Below are 22,078 nucleotides of genomic sequence, written 5' to 3'. Positions count from 1 at the left end.
GTGTCAAGGATGCATCCTGAAGGAGTCGAACGATGGCCACCAACGCTCGTCAGCGACTGTTGGACGCTGCGGAGAAGCTCTTCTATGCCGAAGGAATCCAGGCCGTTGGCCTGGAGCGGCTGCTCGCCGACTCCGGAGTCGGGCGCGCCTCGTTCTACCGTCACTTCGCCAGTAAGGACGACCTGGTCGTGACCATGCTGAGCAACTACGACCAGGCCTACCGAACGTGGCTGACCGAACGAACCACGGCCCTCGGCGGCACCCCGATCGCGGCCTTCGACGCGCTGATCGAACATGCCAAGACGTCTGGCTTCCGTGGCTGTGCCTTCATCAATGCCATCGCCGAGGTCGCCGAACCGGACAGCCAGATCCGTGCCATGGCCAATCAGCACAAGGAGGCCGTCGCCGACTACCTGCGCCTGCTGCTGGCCGAGGCCGGATACCCCGACGACACGGACCTGGCCCGGCAGCTCCTGCTCCTGATGGACGGCGCCGCGGTCACCGAACTCTATGAACGATCCGATCGAGCCGCCCGGCAGGCCAAGACCATGGCCTTGGCGCTCCTGGACCGGTGAACGCCACCGCAGCGGTTCAGTCCACTGTGGATGAGCCGACACGGTAATTGCAGGCGACGGCGACCGAGCTCTGACTTCTGTCGCAACGACAAGGGCAGCGCGCGAACGGACGCAGCGAAGATCAGCTCGGTGATCAGGTCTCATCGTGTACCCAAAGCCTCGAACTCGCCAGGCCCCTCGGCGAAGCATGTGGCCGAGCCCGGAGTCGCCGTTGCCGCGCTCCATCCGGACGGTGCGCCCGCCACGTAGGCGGTGACCGACACGTCTGCTCCTCGGGTTCGTCGTCATCTGTGCGCGGTGTTGCCGCGAAGAAGCTCGAATGTCACTGACGGTGCCGATCTGTGCGCGGTACGTTGATGTCCATCGGACATCACGTCACGGAAGGTCGCCTTTGTCTGTTACTGCCGTCGTGACGGCCCTCCGACGCGCTCACGCCCTCCTCGCCGAGGCCTACCGCGCCACGACCGACGCCGAGACGGCGATCGACGAGGGTGCCGCCCTGTTCGCCGCCGCCACCATCGGATCGACTCAGCCCGAGGTCGAGTGGATCGCGCACTGTGCCGCCGCGTCCGGTGACGACGTGCGCGCGGCACGGGCGCTCTTCGTCCAAGCCCAGGACCTCATCGACGGCTACTGCTGGACCATCGCCGGACACGGGATCGACGCCGCGTCCAGCACGCCGACCGCGACCGTCCCGACCATCGGGGCACCGGTCGCCGAAACGCCGCCCGAGAGCGTCGAGCGCCGCTACGGCGAGTGGATCGCCGAGCTTCTCCGTTCCGGCACTAAGATCAGTCCCGAACGGGTAGTACGTATGGGGCGGCACTTCGAGGGGCACTTGGTGTGGCTGGAAACCGGCGACATTGATGAATCTGGCCGTGCGCATATCATGCGACCGGAACGGAAGGGCAACTTCGATGACATCGGGATTCCGCCGGAACGAGTGGTAGACACGATATTTGAGTTGGTTGAGACCAGAAAGCCTGTTGGATACCTCGGCCGCAGCGGCGAAGTGTACGACGTAGAGATAGATGGTTGTCAAGGACGATTGCTGGTTGTCATCGGAAGTAACGGGTACATCGTCACGGCATACCCGATAAAACTAGGGCGCAAAATTCGACCGCACCGCAGAAAGTGACGTGATCGCCATGCTAGATGTGTCATTGCACGCCGGTTATGAAGAGGGGCCGTTCTTCTACGTGACAGGACGGCATGAGGGAACCAATCACTTCATTGATGAAGCCCAAGAATTTCTCGGGTTGAGTGATGATCTTGTGAAGGACCTCACGGAGTGGGATGACGAATACCAGTCGTACTACAATCCCGACGTGCCGCAAGATTCCGGATTCCCGTCTGTCGAGGTCAAGCGCGCTTGGGTGGAACGGGGTCGGAAGCTGGCCCCGCGAATCAAGCAGGAATCGTCCAAGGACATCACGGTTCACTACCAGGCGAACGGGTCCATTGAGCGGGGGGACTGTGTTTTCTGAGCTGCGGAAGGATGACTTCCGAGCACGGCAAGATTCTATTGGCCGAGTGATGGGCGCGATATTTGACGTGGTTGGGACCGGCGGCCTGAACGACGACAGTGTATCCGGTCGGCGAGCAGCGCGGAGCCCGATCGGGGACTAGTAGGAGATGAGTGACGTGCTCAACGTGTCCTTGCACGCCGGTTTCGTAGAAGGCCCATTCTTCTATGTGACGGGGAAGCATCGGGGAACGAATCATTTCATCGATAGCGCTCAAGAATTCCTCGGATTGAGTGATGGTCTGACGAAAGACCTCACCGACTGGGACGATGAATACCAGTCATACTACAATCCCGACGTCCCGCAGGATTCCGGGTTCCCCTCCGTCGAAATCGAACGTGCTTGGGTGGAGCGGGGGCGGGAGCTGGCTGCTCGGATCAAGCGGGAATCGCCCATGGACATCACCGTGCACTATCAGGCGAACGGGTCGATGGAGCGGGGGGAATGCGTATTCTGAACTGCGGAAAGAGGACTTCCGAGGGCATCGGGACTCCGTCGGATCGAGTGCCGTCACGGCTGGCGGGCGATGGGTGAGCGCCGCCATGCTGGTGGCCTGATGTCACCGGGTTATCGACGTAAGGAAGGCGATGAACGCCGCCCGGTCGACGAGGAGGGTGCCGCCGTCACGATTCTTCGTGTCGCGGATGCCCACCAGGCCGGGAGTCTGGCCGATCTCGACGCAGTTCCCCTCGCCTCCACTATGGGTTGACACTCGCCAGGCGGTGATGACGGGCACGCTCGTGTTCACTGATCCACCATCTCTGCTGCGACGTGATCGATCAGCCGGGCACCGTGTGCCGAACCGATCCCTTTGTCTGGGGCTGACAGGTTGACGGGGCATGAAGAGTCCCCGCCGCCGGTGCGCTGGTGGCGGGGACGTTGTCGTCAGGCCACTGCCCGCCGGGCCTGGTGGTCTCGTGTTGGTTGTGGGTATGCGCTCAGCGGTGGGCATCCTTCACGGACGCCACGAACGCGGCGAACACTCGGCGGTCGACGATGAGGGTGCCGCCGTCCCGGTTCTTGGTGTCTCGGATGCCGACCAGACCGGGAGCTTCACCGATCTCGACGCAGGTCGAGGATGTCTCGGTGTAGGTCGACGTCCGCCAGTGGCGGAGGTGATGGTTCATCCTGTCCTGCTCCCATCATGTGTATGCCTGGATCGTCGCTCGGGACTCGTCCGGCCCGAGCGTGATGTCCAGCAGGGCTGAGCGTGACTCGATCTGAGGTGCGGTGTCCCGCTGCTGGTGCAGCCACGTCCCTAGCCCTCTGTGCTCAAGATGCACGACGGGTGGTCCATTGTCGAACTCGAAGATCACATAGCCTCCGGCCAGGGATGGATACAGGCCCACGGTCTTCGGAATGATCCTGATGTCCACATGCGGTCGGTGCGACCACTCGATCAGGCGGAGCGCCTGGTGCTGCATTACTTCTGGTGCACCAGCAGGACGCATGAGGACGAACTCATCGATGATCGCGGTGTAGTTCGGCGGGCGACGTGATCTCAGGACTTCCTGTCTGGCCATCCTGTTAGCCACACGAGTCTGAATCTCCTGGGCTGGCAGCCTCCCACTGGCCATGATGGCGTGGGCATAGTCGTACGTCTGCAAGAGACCTGGGATGACCAGCGGGTTTATCTCCGTGATGCTCGCAGCGTCCTGCTCATACTTCACCAGCGCGGCCAGACTCCGGGGCAGGGACTTCGCGCCGGTTGCCGACCACGTCTCGCGGCCCACGTCGCGGGCGAGTGCGATCACGTGCTCGCGCTCGTCGGCTGGTGTCGCATAGATCCCGAGCAGGACGGCTGTCTCATCGACGGTGACCGTCCTCCCTGCTGCCTCGATGCGCCCAATCACCGCTTGGGAGACGCCGAACTTTTCGGCGGCACCCCGCTGCGTCAGCCCAGACGCATTGCGCGCATCGGCTAGCGCGGCCCCCAGCGCCAACGCTCGCGGTGACTTGTTGAGTCCAGTCATGGCCGACACCGTAGATCGCGGCGGCCTCGACGGATACACCCAATTAGGGGATTGCCATGCCGTGACTACGTAGTCGACTGTTGATTACGTAATCCAGACTCCGTGACTTTCAGCACGCGGGAGGCTAGCGGTGAGTAACCAATTCTTGATCATCGGCTTGCTTGGCGTCGTCGCCATGTCGGCGGCGCTCTGGGCGATATGGCCTGATCCCGGCCGCAGGCGCGATTGGACACTGGATGCGTCGGAGCACGGGTGCCGCAGTTTGAGCCGCTCGCAGCCCTCGCCGTCGGTTGCCGTCGCCGACACGGTGGCGATCACCGGAGCATTGCGTCGATGGGGCGGTGCCCTGTGATTGGCCTCGTTGCCCTCGCCCTGGCACTCATCGCCGCAGGCATCCCGCTCACGGTCTGCGGGTATCGGACCCCGCGCCCAGCGCGGTCCCGCACCGTGTCGGCGGTGTCGATCCTGGCGCGGTGTGCGGCGGAGGCGGCGTCGGTGCCTGCGGGTTTTCGCCCGGCGTGGCGGATGCAGGTTGTGGCGGGTCGGCGATGAGCGGGGCGCGGTCGGTGGCCGCGCAGTGGATCGTCCGCTGTGTCCGCCAGCCCGCCTTCGTGTCCGTGTCCCCGGCGGGGCGTTGCCTGCTGGTGGCCGGTGATCGCGGCGATCGGCCCGAGGTGGCGGCGGAGATCACCCGCTCGGACGCGCGGATTCTGCTCGCCGCGTTGGACGGCCGCCAGGACATCTCGCTGGCGGCGATGCACTACGGCGAGGATCGGCGGGTCCGGGTGCTGCACACGGCCGAGGTCGTGGAGCTGTCCATCATGGACTTCCGGGATCTGCTCGGCCGGTGGCTGCTGGACTCGGCACGGGTGCCGGAGCTGGCCGAGTCGATGCGGGCCGCGCTGGCCGAGGCGATGGCGTCGTGACCGGCGTCCGGATCGCCTCGGTGACGAGGCTGCGGCCCCGCCGGGCCGGCCGCCCGGCCGGCCACGACGCCGCCCGCACCGCCGAGCCGGTGGAGTGGTTCGTCCGGTCGGTCCGCCAGGCCGACACCCACCACGGGCGAACCGAGCATCGCGCAGGCTCGACCCTGGTCCGGCCCGCCTGCGGGGAACAGAGCTTCTCGGCGCTCAACCAGCAGCCGATTCTCCAGTGCTATTACGACGATCAGGAATGTCGGCGCTGCCTGGCCCTGCTCGGCATTCGCACCCTCGTCTCGGTGGCAGCGCCATGACCGCCGCAGGCCGACCGCGCAGCCGAGGCGGGCTGACCCTCAGCCGGCCGTTGCCGTCCCGACGCGCGGCACGAATCCGGCCCTATGTCCTGGCGATCACCGGGGGTAGGTAGTGACCGGCGGACGGAGGATCGCCGAGGAGTCGCTGCTGCTGGAGCAGTCCGCGCTGCCGGCGGCGGGATTGTTCCTGGACGTCCATCAGCTTCCGGTGCTCGCGGGCGAGCCGATCCCGGTCGACGGCGACCAGGTCGCCGCGTTGTGCGGGACCTCGGTGGTCATCGGGCCACCACCCGCTGAGGTGTTGCCGGGCATCCCCGCCACCCACACCGCCGCCTGCGCGGACTGCCAGGCCGTCATCGATGACGTCGACACGCCGTCGGTGCTGGTCGAGGACGGCGAACCCGTGGCACCGGCCTACCTCCGCCGAACCGGCACCGTCCTCGTGCACGTCATCGAACTCGCCGCCGCCGAGGTGCTGCCCGCCGTCCTCATCGCGCGATGCGGCGTGACGTTCCACCCCGGCGACCCCGTCGACCGAGTCGAGTTCGGCGACGGCGTCCCGTGCACCCGCTGCCTGCTGCGCTCGTCATCGAGCCTGCTCGGCAGGTCGGGTGCCTGCCTAGCCGAGGCACCCGAGAACGACACGACACACCATCCCGACCCGGCCAGAGGAGCGAACGACGAATGTCCGACACCAGCCCGACCGACACCGCCCGCCTTGTCCCGAATTCGCCCGGTTCGCGGGTCGGCGGCTCGTCCTCGACGGGATCGGCGACCCCGGCAGCGCGAACGGCCTCGCCGCCCCTCGTCGGCGGTCGGCCGACGGCCGCCGACCCGCCCACTCCACCGGTCGCACTGGACATCGCGGTGGGGGCGCGCACGGTTGCGGCCGAGCCCTGGGTGATGTGGGAGACGCTGATCGCCGCCGTCCAACGCTGGACCGTGCAACCCGCCGACGCCCTGCGCAACAACCACGGCATCACCGTCTACGACTACCGACTCCTGCGCCTGCTCGCCCGCGCACCCCGACCCATGCGCAAGGCCATCACCAACACCGCACTCGACCTCCCACCCCGCAGCCTCGACCACAGCGTCACCCGCCTCGCCGACCGCGGCTACCTCACCGTCACCGGCCGAGGCAACGAGAAACGACTGGCACTCACCGACCTCGGCATCGCCTTCCTCGAAGCGGTCATCGACACCCTTCGGACGGCGACGGCGGACAGCCTCCCCGCGAACGCCCTGTCACCCCGAGACCGAACGGTCCTCGTCACCCTCCTCAACCGACTACGCCGCTGAGTTCCACGCCGTGAGCAGCCCCGATGTGCCGTCGGGTCCGTTGGACGGGGGCTGAGGGCGCTGTGGCCGGTCGGCAGTCCGTCTCGCTGCGACGACGGCTCAGACCAGTCCTCGGACCAGCCGAAGGTCCTCGGTGTGCCGGTACCAGATCCACTTGTTGACCGGCCGGGGATGAGTGACGCCGTCGCGGACCACGCGCGTCGGCAGGCAGCCGATCTGCACCGCGCGGCCTGCCGCCGAGGCGCCTCGGCCGCCGAACAGGCTGCGGCGGACGGTCCGCACGACCAGGCCCTCGCCCGCGCCGGGGTCCGGGGTGACCTCGAGCCTGCCCGCCTGGCCGCGCAGCACCAACTCGTCGTCGCAGTAGGCGACCCCGCGCAGCGGCCCGAGGACGCCCCGGCCCAGCAGCACGCCGCCGACGTCGTCGCGGATCAACGGGACCCGGTCCGGATCGCCCGCCAAGGCCAGGTCCAGGGCGCGGCCGGGGTCGCGGGCAGGCAGGTCCCACAGGTCGGCCACCACCGAGGACGCCTCGGCGGGCACGTAGCCGACGGCGACCGAGTCGAGCAGTTCACGGCGCAGCAGTCGGAGCACCACGGCGGACAGGTCGGCGTCGGTGCCGTGGACCAGCAGCCTGCCGTCGGGAAGGTCCGTCAGCAGCGGATCGATCTCCGTCTTCCCCGGCGCAGGGCTCACTCGATGCAGTGAGATATCGCTACGCTGAGTGAGGCCGGGGAACTCGTTGTTTCCGCAGGCCAGTGCGACCACAGCCACCATTCGCTCCTGGTTTACCCTCGTTCACCGGCATTGCCCGTTCAGGCTGGTTGGAGAATCCATATGCCCGCGATCGTGCTGATCGGCGCCCAATGGGGCGACGAGGGCAAGGGTAAGGCCACCGACTTGCTCGGTGGGAGTGTGCAGTGGGTGGTGCGGTACCAGGGCGGTAACAACGCCGGGCACACCGTGGTCCTGCCCGATGGTCAGGACTTCGCCCTGCACCTCATCCCGTCCGGCATCCTCACCCCGCAGATCACGAACGTGATCGGCAACGGCGTGGTCATCGACCCCGCCGTGCTGCTCGAGGAGCTGGCCGGACTCGAAGGTCGCGGAGTGGACACCTCGAAGCTGCTCATCTCCGCCGACGCGCACCTGATCATGCCGTATCACGTCGCCATCGACCGGGTGACCGAGCGTTACCTCGGCAAGGCGAAGATCGGCACCACCGGCCGGGGCATCGGCCCCGCCTACCAGGACAAGGTCGCCAGGGTCGGCGTCCGGGTCCAGGACCTTCTCGACGAGAAGATCCTCCGGCAGAAGGTGGAGGCGGCCCTGGAGTTCAAGAACCAGGTGCTGGTCAAGGTCTACAACCGGCGCGCGCTGGACCTCGACGAGGTCGTGACCGACGCGCTGGAGTACGGCGCCCGCTTCGCGAGCCGGATCGCCGACACGCGGCTGCTGCTCAACCAGGCGTTGGAGCGCGGCGAGACGGTGCTGCTGGAGGGCTCGCAGGGCACGCTGCTCGACGTCGATCACGGCACGTATCCGTTCGTGACCTCCTCCAGCCCCACCTCGGGCGGGGCGTCGGTCGGCTCGGGCATCGGCCCGACGCGGATCGGCACGGTGATCGGCATCGTGAAGGCCTACACCACGCGCGTCGGCTCCGGTCCCTTCCCGACCGAGCTGAACGACGAGATGGGCGAGCGGCTCCGCAAGACCGGCGGCGAGGTGGGCGTGACCACCGGCCGGGCCCGCCGGACCGGCTGGTTCGACGCGGTGATCGCCCGGTACGCGCAGCGGGTCAACGGCATCACCGACTTCTTCCTCACCAAGCTCGACGTGCTCTCCGGGCTGGAGAAGGTGCCGGTGTGCGTCGGCTACGAGGTCGACGGCACGCGGGTCGACGACATGCCGATGACGCAGACCGACGTCCACCACGCCGTCCCGGTGTACGAGGAGCTGCCCGGCTGGTGGGAGGACATCTCCCAGTGCCGGACGTACGAGGAGTTGCCCGCCGCCGCCCGCGCCTACGTCGAGCGGCTGGAGGAGCTGTCCGGCGCCCGGATCTCGGCCATCGGCGTCGGACCGGGCCGGGAGCAGACCATCCAGCGGCACTCGCTCCTCGGCGGCTGACGACGACCCGACGGCACGGACCGGCGCCCGCCGGTTCGTGCCCCGGCGGCCGCCCGCCCGCCGCGCGGTGGGCGGCAGGGGTTCGGCGGCGATCATCGACGACGCCGGGCGGGCCGCGTCGAGTTCGACCGGCGGCGCGTCGTCGGTTCAGCGGTTGCGCCACGAGTTGGAGAGAGCCGCCTCCTCCAGATCCAGTTCCCGCAGCACCCGGCGCAGCACCTCCTCGTCGATCCGGCCGGTATCCCGCTGGTTGATCAACTCGACCCGCTGTGCATCGATCAGCTCGCGTCGAAGTCGCGTGAACAGGCGCTGGGTGTTCTCCCGCCGTTCCGACTCGCTCTGCCCGAGCAGGCGGATGGCCTCGTCGCCCGCCAGCCGCACACTGGTGCGCAGCCTGCGGGCGACCTTCTCGGCCTCCGCCTCACTGGGGAAGTCCTCCTTGGCGATCAGCACGTCGAGTCTGCGCAGGGCGGCCTCCATGGCGCTGCGTCGTGCCTCGATCTCGCTCACCGCGTCCTGTTCGTCCTCCTGTGGATCGCTCATCCCGAGCCTTCTGATCAGCCACGGCAGGGTGAGCCCATGCACGAGCAGGGTGCCCACGGTGACCACGAAGGCGGCGAACTGGATCGATTCCCTGGCCGGGAACGGGCTGCCGTCCAGCGTGGTCAGCGGCACGGCTCCCGCCGCGGCGAGAGTGACGACGCCGCGCATGCCGGTCCAGGACAGCACCAGCACCTGGCGCCACGGTGGTCGATGTCGGCCGCTGGTCGGCCCGAACAGCGACGAGATCACGGGGATGTAGGTCGTGCCGAACAACCAGACCACCCGGATGAGGATGGCGGCCACCAGCAGGAGGAACGAGGCGCCGACCAGTTGGAGCAGGTCGCGGCCCTCGTCGCGGACCGAGGCGATGATGGTCCGCAGCGTCAGACCGATCAACGAGAACACCACGCACTCCAGCAGCAGGTTCACCGCTCGCCAGATCGTCTGCACTTCCAGCCGCTCCCGCGCGCTCAGCTTGTGGGAGTGGTGGCCGATATGCAGCCCGGCGGCGATGACGGCGAGCACCCCGGAGCCGTGGAACTCCTCGGCCAGGCCGTAGGCACCGAACGGCAGCACGATGCTCATCGCCGTGCCGACCCGGCCCGCCACGTCGCTCCCGGACATGCGTTCCCAGGCCAGTCGAACGCCGACGGCGAGCGCCATGCCGATGAGCAGCCCGATGACCACGGCCTGGGCGAAGATCAGGAATCCACCGGAGACCGACGTCGCGGCGCCCAGCGCTGCGGCGAGCGCGATCCGGTAGATCGTCAGCGCGACGGCGTCGTTGATCAGGCTCTCCCCGGTCACCACGGTCATCAGCCGCCGGGGCAGCCGCATCCTGCGGCCGACGGAGGCTGCGGTCACCGCGTCGGGTGGGGCCAGGACCGCGCCGAGCACGAGCGCCGCAGCCAAGGGCAGGTCCTGGATGAACAGGTCCGCGAGGAGCCCGAGGGAGACGGCCGTGACCACCACGAGCACGACCCCGAGCTGGAGGATCGGGCGGGCGCTGCCCCTGAGCCTGATCAGCGAGGAGTCCAGCGCGGCCGTGTACAGCAGGGGCGGGAGCACGACTGTCAGCAGTAGGTCCGGGTTGATCACGAACTCCGACAGGCCCGGAATGAGGGACACGATCAGACCGACCGCGACGAGCAGCAACGGTGCGATCAGGTTGTTCTTCTTCGCGAAGGCGGTCACCAGCAGGGCGCAGAAGAGCACCACGAGCAGCTGACCCACGTGCGCTCCCCGCCTCTCGACGCCGCGACGGATCGACCGTAAACGGGAACGGACGCCCCTGCCGGGTGGCTCGACACGCGTGGGTCCGGGGGCCGCAGGTCGCCCCGACCGAGGCGGAACTACGCTGCTCGGCGTGCGAATCCTGGTAATCGGAGCCGGTGCCCGCGAACACGCGATCCTGCTTGCGCTGTCGCAGGACCCTGCCGTCACGGCCCTGGCCGTCTCACCGGGCAACGCGGGTATCGCCGCGCTCGCCGAGACGCTGGGGATCGATGCGACCGACCCGACGGCCGTGGTGTCGGCGGCGACGAGCTGGGCGGCCGACCTCGTCGTCGTGGGCCCGGAGGTGCCGCTGGTGGCCGGGCTGGGCGACGCGCTGCGCACCGCAGGCATCGCCTGTTTCGGCCCGACGAAGGCCGCGGCGGCCATCGAGGGCTCCAAGGCCTTCGCCAAGGACGTCATGGCGGCGGCGAAGGTCCCGACCGCGCACAGCGAGGTGGTCGACAATCCCGCCCATCTGGACTCGGCGCTGGGCCGGTTCGGCCCGGTCTGGGTCGTCAAGGACGACGGGCTCGCTGCGGGCAAGGGCGTCGTGGTCACCCGTGACGTGGACGAGGCCCGAGCGCACGCGTTGACGCTGTTGGACGGCGGACACCCGGTGCTGCTCGAAGAGTTCCTCGACGGGCCGGAGGCGTCGCTGTTCTGCCTGGTCGACGGGACCACGGTGGTGCCGCTGCTGCCTGCTCAGGACTTCAAGCGCGTCGGCGACGGCGACACCGGGCCCAACACCGGCGGCATGGGCGCCTACGCGCCGCTGCCGTGGGCGGACGAGCACCTCGTGGACCGAGTGGTGGCCGAGGTCGTGCGCCCGACCGTCGAGGAGCTGAGCAGACGCGGGACGCCGTTCTCCGGCCTGTTGTACGCGGGGCTGGCCCTCACCGAGGCAGGCCCGCAGGTGATCGAGTTCAACTGCCGCTTCGGCGACCCCGAGACGCAGGCGGTGCTGGCCCTGCTGCGCACCCCGTTGAGCACCGTGCTGGCCTCGGTGGCGGGCGGCACCCTCGCGGACCTCGCGCCGCTGGACTGGGCGCCCGGTGCGGCCGTGACCGTGGTGATCGCCGCCGAGGGTTATCCGGGCAGGCCGCGCACCGGGGACGTCATCAGCGGCAGCGAGTCGGACGGCGTGCTGCACGCGGGCACCCGACGTCGGGAGGACGGCGCGGTGGTCTCCTCCGGCGGGCGCGTGCTCTCGATCGTCGGCACCGGCGGCGATCTGGCCGAGGCCAGGGCCGACGCCTACCGGCGCGTGGCGGGCGTGCACATCACCGGCTCCCACCATCGGGCGGACATCGCCGCCGCAGCCGTGCGTGGCGAGGTGGTCGACCCGGCGCAGTCGCACGCCTGAGCGCCCGGGAATCCCGTGCGGGACGTCCGGCGAAGACGGCAGACGGCCCAGGCCGCCCCTGTGGCGGAGTGATCCTGCCTGCCCCTCGACGCCGCATCGAACGACCGCATCGCCGAAAGCGGCCGTTCGAGCTGCGGTTGTTCACCTAAGGTGAATCCGACTTCAGCAGGACGACATCGAGGGACTCATGACACCAGGCAGCCGACCACGTCCAGCCGAGGCCTTGTTCCATGAGAAGAGGTACTCACCGCTGTGGAGCCAGCTGGTCGTCGTGTTCGGTGGACTGGCCGCGATCACGGCGGGTGTGGTCACCTACCTGAACGGTGAGGAAAGCCTGGCAGAAGCACTGGTCGCCGGGCTCGTCGGCCTGGCGATCATCGTCGTCCTCCTGCCGGTGGCAGGCACGGTGCTGGTCGCCGACGACTCGCTCATGCTCAGCCTGCGTCCGTTCAGCCGCCGGATCATCGCGGCCGAGGACATCAGCGACGTGCAGCAGCTCGATCAGGTCTCCGGCATGTACTACGGCGGCGTGGGCTGGCGCCGGAGTAGGGACGGACGGGTGCTGATCATGGGATCGGGGACCCGCGTCCAGATCCGGACGACCTCGGGCCCGACCTATGTCGTCGTCACCCGGCGCGCCGAGGAGCTGACGGACGCCCTGCACCGGATCGTGCGCTGACCAGCGGGCGCGACGCATCCGCCGGTACGCGGGATGCGCCGCGCCGACCGGGTGGTCAGCTGCGGCGGGCCAGCCACGGGCCCAGCCTGCGCAGGGCCTCGGCGACATCCTCCGTCGAACCGGCCACCGACATGCGCACGAAGCGGCCGCCGTCGATCGGGTCGAAGTCGATCCCCGGTACGACGGCCACCCCGGTGTCGGCCAGCAGGTGCTCGCAGAAGCCCATGCTGTCCTCGGTGAGGTGCGAGACGTCGGCGTAGACGTAGAACGCCCCGTCGGCCGGGGCGACTCGGGTGATGCCCAGCTCGCTCAGTCCGCGCAGCAGCAGGTCTCGATTCGTGCGATAGCGGACGACCTGTGCATCGGCCTCGGCATAGCTCTCCGGGGTGAACGCGGCGAGCGCCGCCTGCTGGGCCAGCGAGGACGGGCAGACGGTGAAGTTGCCCGCCAACGCCGAGACGGCCGACCGCAGGCCCTCGGGCACCAGTGCCCAGCCCAGCCGCCAGCCCGTCATCGACCAGTACTTCGAGAAGGAGTGCACGACGACGGCGTCCCGGCTGAACTGCCAGGCCGACGCGGTCTCGGCACCGTAGGAGATGCCGTGATAGATCTCGTCGCTGATCAGCCGGACGCCGTTGGCCCCGCACCAGTCGGACAGCGCGCCCAGTTCGGCGGGGCTCACCACGCTGCCGGTCGGATTGGCCGGGCTCGCCACGATCAGCCCGCGCACCGGCTCGTCCAGTGCCGCCAGCATGGCCGCCGTCGGCTGGAACCGGGTCTCGGGGCCGGTGGGCAGCTCGACGACCTCGCAGCCCAGGGCGCGGAGGATGTTGCGATAGGCCGGGTAGCCGGGTCGGGCCAGTGCCACTCGGTCGCCCGCCTCGAAACAGGCGAGGAACGCGAGCAGGAACGCGCCGGAGGCACCCGAGGTGACGACGACGTCCTGCGGGGCGACGGCCAGGTCGTAACGGGTCCGGTAATGGCCCGCGACGGCGGCCCGCAGCTCCTGCGTTCCCAGCTGCTCGGTGTAGCCGAGGGTGGTGGTGTTCAACGCCTCGGCGGCGGCGGCGCGAACGGCGGTGGGGGCGGGTGAGGAGGGCTGCCCCGCCACGAGTGACACCACGTCGCCGTGCTCTCTGGCCCGCTTCGCGGCGGCCGAGACGACGTTCATCACGTAGAAGGGTGCAACCTGCGCTCGGGTCGCGACGCGCAGTGGATCGAGTGCTGCTGGCATGACGCCAGATTAGGTCCGCAGGTTCGGCGGCGGGGTTGGGCGGGATGCGTCGTCGGCGCCTGCGGCGGAGGGGGTCCGGCGATGCGCGCCGGTCGGCGGCGGTCGGGAGGCTGCGGTTCCGTTCCTGACGCGGTATGCGACGCCCGCCTCGGCCTGCCCGCCCCGCCGCCTCGACCCTGCCCGGTCGAAGTCGCCGCCCCCGAAGTCGCCGCCCCCGAAGTCGCCGAGTCGGGCTGGGCAGTCCCGAGATCGACCGGCCTGATCGTGACGCGATTCGATCTCGTCCGGCGGCAGCCCCGCCCCGGGCACCGCCTGCCCGGTCCCGCCGGGTGCCGCTCCGCGTCGGCGCCGCGCCACTCGGGTCCCCTTGGCGACCTGGCACCCGTGGCCCCGCACCCGCCCGTCGGCGGCGGGTCGGGGATGCCCTGAGCTTTCCCTGATGTCTGGTGTCGACTTCTTGTCCCCGCACCAGCTCATGCGAAGCTGGGGGAGCGGTGCTCCCGCGCCGTGGAATGGAGGCTCTTTCGTGTCGACTGTGTGGAAGGTCGTCGGCGTACTGCTCGTCGTCTGGCTGGCACTCTCTGTCCTGGGCGCCGTCGTCAAGGGACTGTTCTGGCTGGCGATCGTGGGTGGCGTGCTGTTCGTGGTGACGGCGGCCGTTGGTGCGCTCAAGAGCGGCAACAAGAAGCAGCTTCCGTAGCCGGGTCCGGCTCGGCGGATCGCCGAGGCAGGCGCACCTCCCTTCGGCGCGAGCCTGCTCGGCGAGGACGGCCTGGGCGATCGACCGGGTGCGGACGGGCGAGGAAGGACGCTGTGCGGGGGAGGCGGCTCCGCCGAGCGCGGGTCGGTGGGCGACCCTGCTCGGCGATCGCCTCAGCCGAGTACGCCCAGCTCCGTCAACCGACGGCGGATGCTCGCCGCGTCGTTCCAGGCCTCGGCCCACAGACCGGCCGTCCTGGCGCCGACCACGTTCGTCTGACGGTCGTCGAGGAAGAGGCAGTGACCGGGCTCGGTGCCGAGCGTCTCGACGAGGCCGCGCCAGATCGCGGGGTCGGGCTTGGCGATGCCGAGGTCACCCGAGAACACGAGGGTGCGGAAGTGCCGGGTCCACGGCTGCTGCTCGGCGGTCCGCGCGAAGGTCGTCGGCGCGTTGGAGAGCAGCGCTAACGGCACGCCGCTCTCGTCCAGTTCCGCGAGCAGCGCCAGGGTCGCCGCATCCGTGTGCAGCCAGCCTGCGACGTCGATCCCGGTCAGCGTGGCGGAGACGTCCTCGTCCACCTCGACCCCCAGCTGGTCGCCCACGGATCGCCAGTAGTCGAGGTCCGCGCAACCCCGGTCGTACGGATCACGGACGGCCCAGTAGGCCTCTTCGAACCGCTGCGGGGTGACGCCGAGCGTGGCGGCCAGCTCGGGCAGGGCAGCCGTGCGGCGGCTGATCACCTCTCCGTAGTCGAATACCACCCAGCGGATGTCGGGTTCGGTCGTCGGCATGGCGTCCTCCAGGGGTCTCGGCACGATCTTGTTGAGCCTGCCGTCCATCCTTGCCGCCTGCTGCGGAGGCGGTCATCCGCGGACGAGGGGCGTCCGTTGCGGAAGTCGGCGGTCGGCGGCGGAGTCGGCAGGCGGTCGTCGCAGACGTCGCTTCAGCGGGCGATTCGGCGCAGCACTGTTCGCAGGTCGCTGCGGGTGACGTCTCGGTGAGTGACGAAGCGGACCCGGCCGGCCATGGGCGTTGCGAGGACTCCCTGGCTCGCGAGCCGCTCCAGCGTCGATCGGACGTCGGCTACCGAGGCGAGCACGATGTTGGTCTGCGGCAGATCGACCTCCCAGCCCAGTTCGACCAGGCCCTTGGCCAGGAAGGTCGCGTTCGCGTGGTCCTTGCCGAGCTGGTCGATCCGGTCCAGGGCGACCAGGCCCGCCGCTGCGAGGACGCCGCCCTGTCGGACGCCGCCGCCCAGCATCTTGCGGACGCGACGGGCCTCGGCGATGAACTCGACGGAACCGGCGATGACCGATCCGACGGGCGCCCCGAGCCCCTTGCTCAGGCAGACCTGGACGGTGTCGACGCCGACGGTCAGGGCGGCAGGCGGCACCTCCATCGCGATCGCGGCATGCCACAGCCGAGCCCCGTCCAGATGTACCCGCAGCCCGCCCGCCGAGGCGGCCGACACGAGCAGCGCGTGCTCGTCGGGCGGCGTCACGACCCCGCCCGCGGCGTTGTGCGTGTTCTCCAGGCACAGCAGCGTGGTGCGCAGCGAGTAGTACGGCCCCTCGGCGGCGGCGGCCTCGGCCACGTCCGACGGCGAGAGACGACCCGCTCCGTCGGTCCACGGCAGGGTGCGGGGCATCCCGCCCGCCAGCCAGGCGGCGGTGCCCAGCTCGTTGTGCAGGACGTGCGCGTGCTCGGCGGCGAGGAAGACGTCGCCCCGCCGGAGGTGGAGCATCAGCGCGATGGCGTTGCCCATGCATCCGGTCGGGACCCAGAGGGCGGCGGCCGTGCCGAGCAGGCCTGCCACGCGCTCCTCCAATGCGCGCATGGTGGGGTCGCCGTCGAGGACGTCGTCGCCGACCTCGGCATCGGCCATGGCGTTGCGCATGGTCTTGTCGGGGCGGGTGACGGTGTCGGATCGGAGATCGATAGGCGGTAGTTTGGTCACGAACAGATCACACCACAGTCGAGACGGCGGTGCGAAGACGGCGTTTCGTCGGGACTTCGCCGCCTGATCGAGAGGATTCTCCTGAAGGCATGTCTGACTTGTCCTGCACCGTCTGATTCGACCACGCCCGCTGGTCCGCCTGCTTCGCCCAGGCCGGCTCGGCGGGCCGAACGCGCACATGCAACCGTCTGGCGGGGATGTTCCGTCTGAAGACATAGAGACCAGGAGCGGAGAGTTCCGCGTGGACCAGCGTGAGGAGCAGGAGTTCGCGACGTACTTCGCGGCTCGGCGGGAGGCGGTGCGTCGGATGGCATATCTGCTGTGCGGCGACTGGCATCGTGCGGACGACCTCGCTCAGACTGCCTTCGTGACGCTGCATCGTCGGTGGCACAAGATCCGCGACCGTGAGGCGTTGGACGCCTATGTCCGCCGGGTCGTGGTCCGGGCGATGATCGACGAGACGCGGCGGCCGTGGCGACGAGAGCACTTCGTCGACCAGCTGCCCGACCAGCCGGACAGCGCGCCGGGGACGGCGGACCGGGTCGCCACCAGGCAGACCCTGTTGGCCGGGCTTCAGCAGGTCGCGCCCCGGCAGCGCGCCGTGCTGGTGCTGAGGTTCCTGGAGGGTCTGGACGTGTCGGGCGTGGCAGCGGTGCTGGGCTGCACGGAGGGCACGGTGAAGAGTCAGACCGCCCGAGGTCTGGAGTCGCTGCGGAGTGTTCTCGGCGACGCTTTGGATGATCTGAGGTCGGCATCATGAGCTGGATGGCCGCACAGTGCCGCGAGGAGGTGGGTTCGGATGGATGAGAAGAAGCTGTCCGGGCTGTTCCACGATGCGGTCGGCGACGCGCCACCCGCCTCGTTCGACGAGCAGGACGTCGTGCGCACGTCGCACCGGGTGACGGTGCGGCGCCGGATGACGGCGGCGGGCGGTTCGGTGCTCGGCGTGGCCGTGTTGACGGGCGGTCTCGTCTTGGGTGGACTGCTGCCGGGATTCGACGGACCAGGACCGAGCGGCGACCTGGCACAGACTGAGGCGCCCTCGGAGGACCAGCGGTCTCCCAGCGTCATGGTGCAACCCCTCCCCGAGTCCTCGCAGGAGTCCGGTCCGACCGCGAGCGAGGGATCGCCGATGAGCAGCGCGGAGACCGGATTCCAGGACGGCTGCGGCGAGGTGGACCCGGTGCTCGCCGATCTGTTGGCCCAGGAACTGCCCGAGACCGCCGACGAGACGCCGCAGCCCGCCGCTCTCAACTGCCTGCCCGGCGCCAGAGCGGTGAGCGTCGAGGTCCAGGACGACTCGGGCATCGGGGTGCTGTCGGTCGTGCTGGCCCCGGAGCCCGCCGGCAGCCCGACCGCCGCCGAGCTTCCCGAGGAGGGCGTGAACGCCTCCATCTCCACGGCGAACGGCGAGCTGCTGACCGTGACGGTGGAGCCGCGACAGGGCTCGGGCGACGCACCCCATGCCGATGAGGTCGGCGATCTCCTCAGTCGCCTCGCGGACCGGTTGTAGCGACGATCCGGGTCTGACGGCTCGCCGCTGACGGGGCGAGCCGGCCTCGGCGGTCCGGCCACGGCGGCGCGGGTGCCGAGACGCGCCGACGGCCGCACGGCCTGTCCATGGCGGCTCGGCTTCGCCGCTGCGCGCTTCCCGGTTTCGCGGTCGTCGCCGTCGGCTCGTCTCGCCTTGTCCTCCGTCGCCGTCGTCTCCGGTCGGCCCTTGCCCGTCTCGCGCCGCCCGACCCGTCGTCCCACGTCTCCCGCCGCCGCGCGGGCCTGCCGCCTGAGGTGGCAGGTCGCGCTCCGGCTGACGCCGCCGCGAATCGCTCAGATCGCCGAGTCATGGTCTCCTTCAGCTGCACTCTTCTCCTTCTTTCTCCGAGCGTCTCGCCGCCCAACGCCCTGGGACGAGCCCGTCGTGTCGTCGTCGGATACGCTCGGGTGCGAAATAGTGGTACGACCGTACAGGAATTGGAGAGGGTAACGATGGCGTGGCTGGTGTTGATCATCTCCGGGGTGTTCGAGGCGGGCTGGGCGATCTCGTTGAAGCTGTCGAACGGCTTCTCCCGGCTGTGGCCGACGGTGAGCTTCGCCGTCCTGGCGGCCGTCAGTTTCAGCGGCCTGGCCTGGGCGCTGCGCGAACTGCCGGTCGGCCCCGCCTACGCGGTCTGGACCGGCATCGGTGCGTCGCTCACCGCGATCATCGGGATGATCTGGCTCGGGGACTCTGTCTCGACCCTCAAGATCGTCTCGCTGGTGCTGATCGTCGCGGGAATCATCGGGCTGAATCTTGCAGGCGGCGGTCACTGATTGGCCCGTCGATCCCGGCTTTGATCGGTGAACCCGCCCCGGACCAGCGAGAACGGGTCCGACGGCGGTCAGCCGGTTCGGCGACGGCCACCCGCATGGCAGCATGGCCCTCTCGAGACGCATGTGTTCCGGCGGCGGAGGTCCGATGACGAGCGCGAGCACCCCCAAGGGGGAACGACGCAGGCAGGCCTTGGTCCAGGCGGCGGCCGACCTGCTGGTGGAGGGCGGCTTCGACGTCGTGCGGCATCGAGCGGTGGCCGAGCGGGCGGGCGTCCCCCTGGCCTCGACCACCTATTACTTCTCCTCACTGGATGACCTGCTCGCCGAGGCCGTCAAGCACACGGCACACGTCGAGCTGACCCGCGCCAGGGACCGCCTCGGCGAGCTGGCCGAGCGCCGACGCAGTGTGGACACGGTGGTGGAGCTGATGCTCGACCTGCTGCTCGGCTCCGCCACGCGCGGCAGCCAGTCGGAGTTGATCCTCGTTCGCTACGAGCGGCTGGTCACCACCGGACGCAGGCCCGCCCTCGCTCCGCTGATCAGGGAACTCGGTCAGGACCTGAGCGAGGTGCTCTCGGAGGCCTTCACCCGCTCGGCGATGCCCGTCGATCGTGCCGGGCTGGCTCGACTGATCGCGCTGGTCGACGGCGCCGTGGTCAACGCACTGATCGACAGCGATCCGGATCCCCGGTCGGCGGCCAGGGAGATGCTGCGAGCCGAGCTGGTCCGGCTCTACCCGGATTCCTGATCGGCCACCGCCGAACAGGGCATCGCCGTTCGACCCCGGACCTCATGGCGGGCGACGATCCCGACTGGCTGCGTCGACCGTGCAGCCGATCCCGCCCAGCGCCGCAGCGGGACCCGACCTCGGCTTCACCACGTCAGCGGGGTCCCGCCGTGATCGCCGAGTCGTCGATCGCCGGAGCACCCGGCCTCGGGCACAGTGCGGCCTCGGCCACCGATCGGCAGTTGCCCTGACGCTACGTCAGGGCGGCAGGCTGGCCTGCATGAATCGCATCGTCGTGTTCTTCCTCGGCGCGGACTTCGCCTCCCTGCTCGGCAACTCGGTGATCGCCGTCGCGCTGCCCTGGCTGGTCTTCCAGCGGACCGGCGATGCCGCCGCGACGGGCACGGTCGCCGCCGTCACCGCGATCCCCGCCCTGCTCGCCGCGTTCTTCGGCGGCCTGCTCATCGACAAGTTCGGGCGCAGGAGGATGAGCATCGTCGCCGACCTCGGCAGCGCGCTGAGCGTCGCGGCCCTCCCGGCCGTGGACGCCGTGTTCGGCCTGGACCTCGGCCTGTTCATCCTGCTGGGCGTCCTCGGGGCACTGTTCGACGTCCCCGGCCTGACGGCGCGGGACGCGCTGCTGCCGGACATCGCCTCGGCCGGGCGGATCGACCTCGATCGGCTGGCGGGCATCCGCGAGTCCCTGTTCGCGGTGTCGTTCCTGGCAGGCCCGGCGCTGGCCGGGCTCGCGCTGACCCTGTTCCCGATCGAGGCGGTGATCTGGTCGGCGGCGGTGATGCCCGCCCTGGCCGCCCTGTTCACCAGCCTGCTGCCCGCCGAGGTCGGTCGGGTGCGCCGCCTCTCGGCGAACGAGGCCAACGGAGCCGCCGATCCCGCCGAGCGCGGTACGAGGGGCCTGCTCGTCGGATTCCGCATCATCATCCGGTCGTCACTGCTGTCCGCCCTGACCATCCTGAGCATCGGATCGGTGCTGGTCATGGGTCCGCTGCAAGCCCTGGTGCTGCCCGTTTACTTTGCCGAGGCAGGCGCCCCCGACCTGCTGGGTTACACGGTGAGCGCGATGGCCCTCGGGATGCTCGGGGGCTCGGTGGCCTATGCGGTGCTGGCCGCGCGCATCAGTCGTCGCGCCGTCTTCCTGACCGCCCTCGCCTGCTGCTCGTTCGGACTCGCCATCGTGGCGTTCCTGCCGCCCTTCCTGCTGTTGGCCCTCGGCCTGCTCCTCGTCGGGATCGGCTCCGGACTGCTGGGTCCGCTCGTGCCGGTGTTGTTCGCCGAGCGGGTGCCCGAGGCCTCGCGAGGCCGGGTCATGGGCGTGCAGAATGCGGCGACGCTGGCCGTCATGCCCCTGGGCGTCATGGCCGCCGGGCTGCTGATCGAAGGGGCGAGCCTGCGGGTCGCCACGGCGGTGATCGCGGGTTCATGGCTGCTCGTCGGGGTCTACGCCATCCTGGCCAGGGGCATGCGCGACCTCGACACTGTGAAGGACGAGCCCGTGCTCGTCGGCGATGAGGGCGAAGGCATGCTCGTCGGACAGAAGGACGAGCCCCGGCTCGTCGACGACAAGGACGAGCCCCGGCTCGTCGACGACGCGACGGGAGGCGGGCGATGATGTTCACCATCGGGCGGCTGAGCGAGATCGCCGGGGTCTCGATCCGCACCATCCGCCACTACCACCAGATCGGCCTGCTGGCCGAGCCCGCCCGCGACGAATACGGACACCGACGCTACGGCTCCGCCGAGCTGATCATGGTGCTGCGGGTGCGGCGCCTGGTCGAGATCGGCTTCGCCCTCCGCGAGATCGGCGACCTGCTCGACGCGCCCGCCGAGACGCTGCGGGCCTCGCTGGACGAACTCGACGCCGAGCTGGCGAGCAGGCAGGAACGGCTGGCGACGCGGCGGGCCGCCCTGGCGCGCTTCCGCGAGCTGGACCGAGACCCCCGACTCCCGGATGCGGTGGCGAACGCCCAGACGATGCTGGCTGCCTGGGGACTCTCGCCCACCGCCATCGAGGCGGAGCGAGACATCGTGCTCCTGGCCTCGGCGGTGCTGCGTCCCGCACTGGTCGATCGGTCGGGATCGGCCGAGCCCGGCGCGCGGTCCGGACCGATCGACGACGCCGAGACGTCGATGGCGAAAGCCCTGTTCGACGACGTCTACACCCGGCTGATCGGCGTGGACGGCGGCCGGGTGAGTCGAGCGATCTATGCGGAGATGGAGGCCGTCCGGGATCTGCCTGCGGACCATCCCCGCGTCGACGCGCTCATCGAAGCCTCCACCGCGTTCCTGCACCGGCATGCCGAGCTGCTGCGGCACTGGGGAGACAGCCAGTGGCAGGCTGCCCCCTCGCTCTCCGAGGCGATGGTCACCACCCTGTTCGAAGACTTCGTTGGCTCGTTGCCGCCCGCCCACGTCCGGCTCATCCGCTCCCTGCAACGGGTCTTCGCCGACCTGGACGCCGCGCCTGCGGACCCCGACACCATCTGATCCGCTCCGCTCGTCGGTCTGCCAGCGCAGGACGCGGCCGGTCCGCGC

General features: G+C 69.6%; 27 protein-coding genes. 19 read left to right on the top strand and 8 right to left on the bottom strand.

From position 1 onward, the window contains the following. Positions 1–32: 32 nt before the first annotated feature. From UA74_RS29605 to UA74_RS29590, 4 genes are all read left to right on the top strand, one after another. The gene (locus UA74_RS29605; RefSeq protein ID WP_075743109.1) at positions 33–575 is read left to right on the top strand and encodes a TetR/AcrR family transcriptional regulator; all 543 of its coding nucleotides are present in this window, start codon (positions 33–35) and stop codon (positions 573–575) included. Positions 576–984: 409 nt separating this feature from the next. After that, on the top strand, positions 985–1,713 hold the full coding sequence (locus UA74_RS29600; protein ID WP_075743108.1) for a hypothetical protein: 729 nt from the start codon (positions 985–987) through the stop codon (positions 1,711–1,713). A 1-nt stretch (position 1,714) separates the two neighbouring features. After that, positions 1,715–2,062 carry a hypothetical protein gene (locus tag UA74_RS29595; RefSeq protein ID WP_075743107.1) on the top strand — a complete coding sequence of 116 codons (348 nt, stop codon included), beginning with the start codon at positions 1,715–1,717 and terminating at the stop codon, positions 2,060–2,062. Between the two features lie 148 nt (positions 2,063–2,210). Continuing rightward, complete coding sequence (locus UA74_RS29590) at positions 2,211–2,558, top strand: hypothetical protein (protein WP_075743106.1); 348 nt, start codon at positions 2,211–2,213, stop codon at positions 2,556–2,558. Between the two features lie 102 nt (positions 2,559–2,660). On the opposite strand, the gene UA74_RS31290 is transcribed toward UA74_RS29590, so the two are convergent. From UA74_RS31290 to UA74_RS29575, 3 genes are all read right to left on the bottom strand, one after another. Beyond that, the gene (locus UA74_RS31290) at positions 2,661–2,849 is read right to left on the bottom strand and encodes a DUF397 domain-containing protein (RefSeq protein WP_232237553.1); all 189 of its coding nucleotides are present in this window, start codon (positions 2,847–2,849) and stop codon (positions 2,661–2,663) included. Between the two features lie 190 nt (positions 2,850–3,039). Next, on the bottom strand, positions 3,040–3,228 hold the full coding sequence (locus tag UA74_RS29580) for a DUF397 domain-containing protein (protein WP_075743105.1): 189 nt from the start codon (positions 3,226–3,228) through the stop codon (positions 3,040–3,042). A 15-nt stretch (positions 3,229–3,243) separates the two neighbouring features. Continuing rightward, entirely contained in the window at positions 3,244–4,074 is an 831-nt protein-coding gene (locus UA74_RS29575; RefSeq protein WP_075765866.1) for a helix-turn-helix domain-containing protein, read from the bottom strand. Between the two features lie 130 nt (positions 4,075–4,204). Here UA74_RS29575 and UA74_RS32575 point away from each other — a divergent pair, with 130 nt between their 5' ends. The 5 genes from UA74_RS32575 to UA74_RS29555 all read left to right on the top strand — a co-directional run bounded on the left by UA74_RS32575 (position 4,205) and on the right by UA74_RS29555 (position 6,607). Further along, positions 4,205–4,426 (top strand): hypothetical protein, encoded by a 222-nt coding sequence (locus UA74_RS32575; protein ID WP_157442343.1) that lies wholly within the window; start codon positions 4,205–4,207, stop codon positions 4,424–4,426. A gap of 196 nt (positions 4,427–4,622) precedes the next feature. Next, the gene (locus UA74_RS29570; protein WP_075743103.1) at positions 4,623–5,000 is read left to right on the top strand and encodes a hypothetical protein; all 378 of its coding nucleotides are present in this window, start codon (positions 4,623–4,625) and stop codon (positions 4,998–5,000) included. Further along, a complete protein-coding gene (locus UA74_RS29565; protein ID WP_075743102.1) occupies positions 4,997–5,308 on the top strand; it encodes a hypothetical protein in 312 nt (103 codons plus the stop codon). Before UA74_RS29570 ends, UA74_RS29565 begins: the two co-directional genes overlap by 4 nt. A 112-nt stretch (positions 5,309–5,420) precedes the next feature. Beyond that, on the top strand, positions 5,421–6,212 hold the full coding sequence (locus UA74_RS29560; RefSeq protein ID WP_075743101.1) for a hypothetical protein: 792 nt from the start codon (positions 5,421–5,423) through the stop codon (positions 6,210–6,212). After that, positions 6,176–6,607, top strand: coding sequence for a helix-turn-helix domain-containing protein (locus tag UA74_RS29555; protein ID WP_075743100.1), 432 nt, complete (start codon positions 6,176–6,178; stop codon positions 6,605–6,607). Before UA74_RS29560 ends, UA74_RS29555 begins: the two co-directional genes overlap by 37 nt. A 99-nt stretch (positions 6,608–6,706) precedes the next feature. Here the strand turns inward: UA74_RS29555 and UA74_RS29550 are convergent, their stop codons facing one another. Continuing rightward, the gene (locus UA74_RS29550; protein WP_075743099.1) at positions 6,707–7,384 is read right to left on the bottom strand and encodes a hypothetical protein; all 678 of its coding nucleotides are present in this window, start codon (positions 7,382–7,384) and stop codon (positions 6,707–6,709) included. Positions 7,385–7,444: 60 nt separating this feature from the next. On the opposite strand from UA74_RS29550, the gene UA74_RS29545 reads away from it, so the two are divergent. Next, a complete protein-coding gene (locus tag UA74_RS29545) occupies positions 7,445–8,737 on the top strand; it encodes an adenylosuccinate synthase (protein WP_075743098.1) in 1,293 nt (430 codons plus the stop codon). A gap of 147 nt (positions 8,738–8,884) precedes the next feature. Here the strand turns inward: UA74_RS29545 and UA74_RS29540 are convergent, their stop codons facing one another. Further along, a complete protein-coding gene (locus tag UA74_RS29540; protein ID WP_075743097.1) occupies positions 8,885–10,513 on the bottom strand; it encodes a Na+/H+ antiporter in 1,629 nt (542 codons plus the stop codon). A gap of 133 nt (positions 10,514–10,646) precedes the next feature. Here UA74_RS29540 and purD point away from each other — a divergent pair, with 133 nt between their 5' ends. Then, positions 10,647–11,918, top strand: coding sequence for a phosphoribosylamine--glycine ligase (gene purD, locus UA74_RS29535; RefSeq protein ID WP_075744381.1), 1,272 nt, complete (start codon positions 10,647–10,649; stop codon positions 11,916–11,918). Positions 11,919–12,105: 187 nt separating this feature from the next. After that, entirely contained in the window at positions 12,106–12,597 is a 492-nt protein-coding gene (locus tag UA74_RS29530; protein WP_157434511.1) for a hypothetical protein, read from the top strand. A 55-nt stretch (positions 12,598–12,652) separates the two neighbouring features. Here UA74_RS29530 and UA74_RS29525 read toward each other — a convergent pair whose 3' ends face one another. Then, entirely contained in the window at positions 12,653–13,831 is a 1,179-nt protein-coding gene (locus UA74_RS29525) for an aminotransferase class I/II-fold pyridoxal phosphate-dependent enzyme (RefSeq protein WP_075743095.1), read from the bottom strand. A 526-nt stretch (positions 13,832–14,357) separates the two neighbouring features. Here UA74_RS29525 and UA74_RS33180 point away from each other — a divergent pair. Beyond that, complete coding sequence (locus tag UA74_RS33180) at positions 14,358–14,531, top strand: hypothetical protein (protein ID WP_198042879.1); 174 nt, start codon at positions 14,358–14,360, stop codon at positions 14,529–14,531. Between the two features lie 173 nt (positions 14,532–14,704). Here the strand turns inward: UA74_RS33180 and UA74_RS29515 are convergent, their stop codons facing one another. Together UA74_RS29515 and UA74_RS29510 are read right to left on the bottom strand one after the other, a co-directional pair. Further along, positions 14,705–15,322: an HAD-IA family hydrolase gene (locus tag UA74_RS29515; protein WP_075744380.1), complete on the bottom strand. Its 618-nt coding sequence runs from the start codon at positions 15,320–15,322 to the stop codon at positions 14,705–14,707. 152 nt (positions 15,323–15,474) lie between these two features. After that, complete coding sequence (locus UA74_RS29510) at positions 15,475–16,488, bottom strand: threonine aldolase family protein (RefSeq protein WP_075743093.1); 1,014 nt, start codon at positions 16,486–16,488, stop codon at positions 15,475–15,477. A gap of 241 nt (positions 16,489–16,729) precedes the next feature. On the opposite strand from UA74_RS29510, the gene UA74_RS29505 reads away from it, so the two are divergent. From UA74_RS29505 to UA74_RS29480, 6 genes are all read left to right on the top strand, one after another. Next, positions 16,730–17,248, top strand: coding sequence for a SigE family RNA polymerase sigma factor (locus UA74_RS29505; protein ID WP_075743092.1), 519 nt, complete (start codon positions 16,730–16,732; stop codon positions 17,246–17,248). Between the two features lie 39 nt (positions 17,249–17,287). Next, positions 17,288–18,001, top strand: a complete 714-nt coding sequence (locus UA74_RS29500) for a hypothetical protein (RefSeq protein WP_075743091.1) — start codon at positions 17,288–17,290, stop codon at positions 17,999–18,001. A 473-nt stretch (positions 18,002–18,474) separates the two neighbouring features. Continuing rightward, complete coding sequence (locus UA74_RS29495; RefSeq protein ID WP_075743090.1) at positions 18,475–18,798, top strand: DMT family transporter; 324 nt, start codon at positions 18,475–18,477, stop codon at positions 18,796–18,798. Positions 18,799–18,943: 145 nt separating this feature from the next. Continuing rightward, positions 18,944–19,546, top strand: a complete 603-nt coding sequence (locus tag UA74_RS29490; RefSeq protein WP_075743089.1) for a TetR/AcrR family transcriptional regulator — start codon at positions 18,944–18,946, stop codon at positions 19,544–19,546. 259 nt (positions 19,547–19,805) lie between these two features. Continuing rightward, a complete protein-coding gene (locus UA74_RS29485) occupies positions 19,806–21,155 on the top strand; it encodes an MFS transporter (RefSeq protein ID WP_075765864.1) in 1,350 nt (449 codons plus the stop codon). After that, on the top strand, positions 21,152–22,030 hold the full coding sequence (locus UA74_RS29480; RefSeq protein ID WP_075743088.1) for a MerR family transcriptional regulator: 879 nt from the start codon (positions 21,152–21,154) through the stop codon (positions 22,028–22,030). Before UA74_RS29485 ends, UA74_RS29480 begins: the two co-directional genes overlap by 4 nt. Positions 22,031–22,078: the final 48 nt, after the last annotated feature.

The organism is Actinoalloteichus fjordicus (assembly GCF_001941625.1).
Lineage (GTDB): Bacteria > Actinomycetota > Actinomycetes > Mycobacteriales > Pseudonocardiaceae > Actinoalloteichus_A > Actinoalloteichus_A fjordicus.
This window is presented reverse-complemented; position numbering and strand designations above follow the sequence as displayed.

What these genes read in the sequence shown, in the direction of transcription:
- UA74_RS29570 (WP_075743103.1), top strand. Translation starts at nt 4,623, where the DNA reads ATGAGCGGGGCGCGGTCGGTGGCCGCGCAGTGGATCGTCCGCTGTGTC.
- UA74_RS29490 (WP_075743089.1), top strand. Translation starts at nt 18,944, where the DNA reads ATGACGAGCGCGAGCACCCCCAAGGGGGAACGACGCAGGCAGGCCTTG.
- UA74_RS29500 (WP_075743091.1), top strand. Translation starts at nt 17,288, where the DNA reads ATGGATGAGAAGAAGCTGTCCGGGCTGTTCCACGATGCGGTCGGCGAC.
- UA74_RS29530 (WP_157434511.1), top strand. Translation starts at nt 12,106, where the DNA reads ATGACACCAGGCAGCCGACCACGTCCAGCCGAGGCCTTGTTCCATGAG.
- UA74_RS29605 (WP_075743109.1), top strand. Translation starts at nt 33, where the DNA reads ATGGCCACCAACGCTCGTCAGCGACTGTTGGACGCTGCGGAGAAGCTC.
- UA74_RS29485 (WP_075765864.1), top strand. Translation starts at nt 19,806, where the DNA reads ATGAATCGCATCGTCGTGTTCTTCCTCGGCGCGGACTTCGCCTCCCTG.
- UA74_RS29545 (WP_075743098.1), top strand. Translation starts at nt 7,445, where the DNA reads ATGCCCGCGATCGTGCTGATCGGCGCCCAATGGGGCGACGAGGGCAAG.
- UA74_RS29480 (WP_075743088.1), top strand. Translation starts at nt 21,152, where the DNA reads ATGATGTTCACCATCGGGCGGCTGAGCGAGATCGCCGGGGTCTCGATC.
- UA74_RS29575 (WP_075765866.1), bottom strand. Translation starts at nt 4,074, where the DNA reads ATGACTGGACTCAACAAGTCACCGCGAGCGTTGGCGCTGGGGGCCGCG.
- UA74_RS29495 (WP_075743090.1), top strand. Translation starts at nt 18,475, where the DNA reads ATGGCGTGGCTGGTGTTGATCATCTCCGGGGTGTTCGAGGCGGGCTGG.
- UA74_RS29550 (WP_075743099.1), bottom strand. Translation starts at nt 7,384, where the DNA reads ATGGTGGCTGTGGTCGCACTGGCCTGCGGAAACAACGAGTTCCCCGGC.
- UA74_RS29590 (WP_075743106.1), top strand. Translation starts at nt 2,211, where the DNA reads ATGAGTGACGTGCTCAACGTGTCCTTGCACGCCGGTTTCGTAGAAGGC.
- UA74_RS29525 (WP_075743095.1), bottom strand. Translation starts at nt 13,831, where the DNA reads ATGCCAGCAGCACTCGATCCACTGCGCGTCGCGACCCGAGCGCAGGTT.
- UA74_RS29515 (WP_075744380.1), bottom strand. Translation starts at nt 15,322, where the DNA reads ATGCCGACGACCGAACCCGACATCCGCTGGGTGGTATTCGACTACGGA.
- UA74_RS29580 (WP_075743105.1), bottom strand. Translation starts at nt 3,228, where the DNA reads ATGAACCATCACCTCCGCCACTGGCGGACGTCGACCTACACCGAGACA.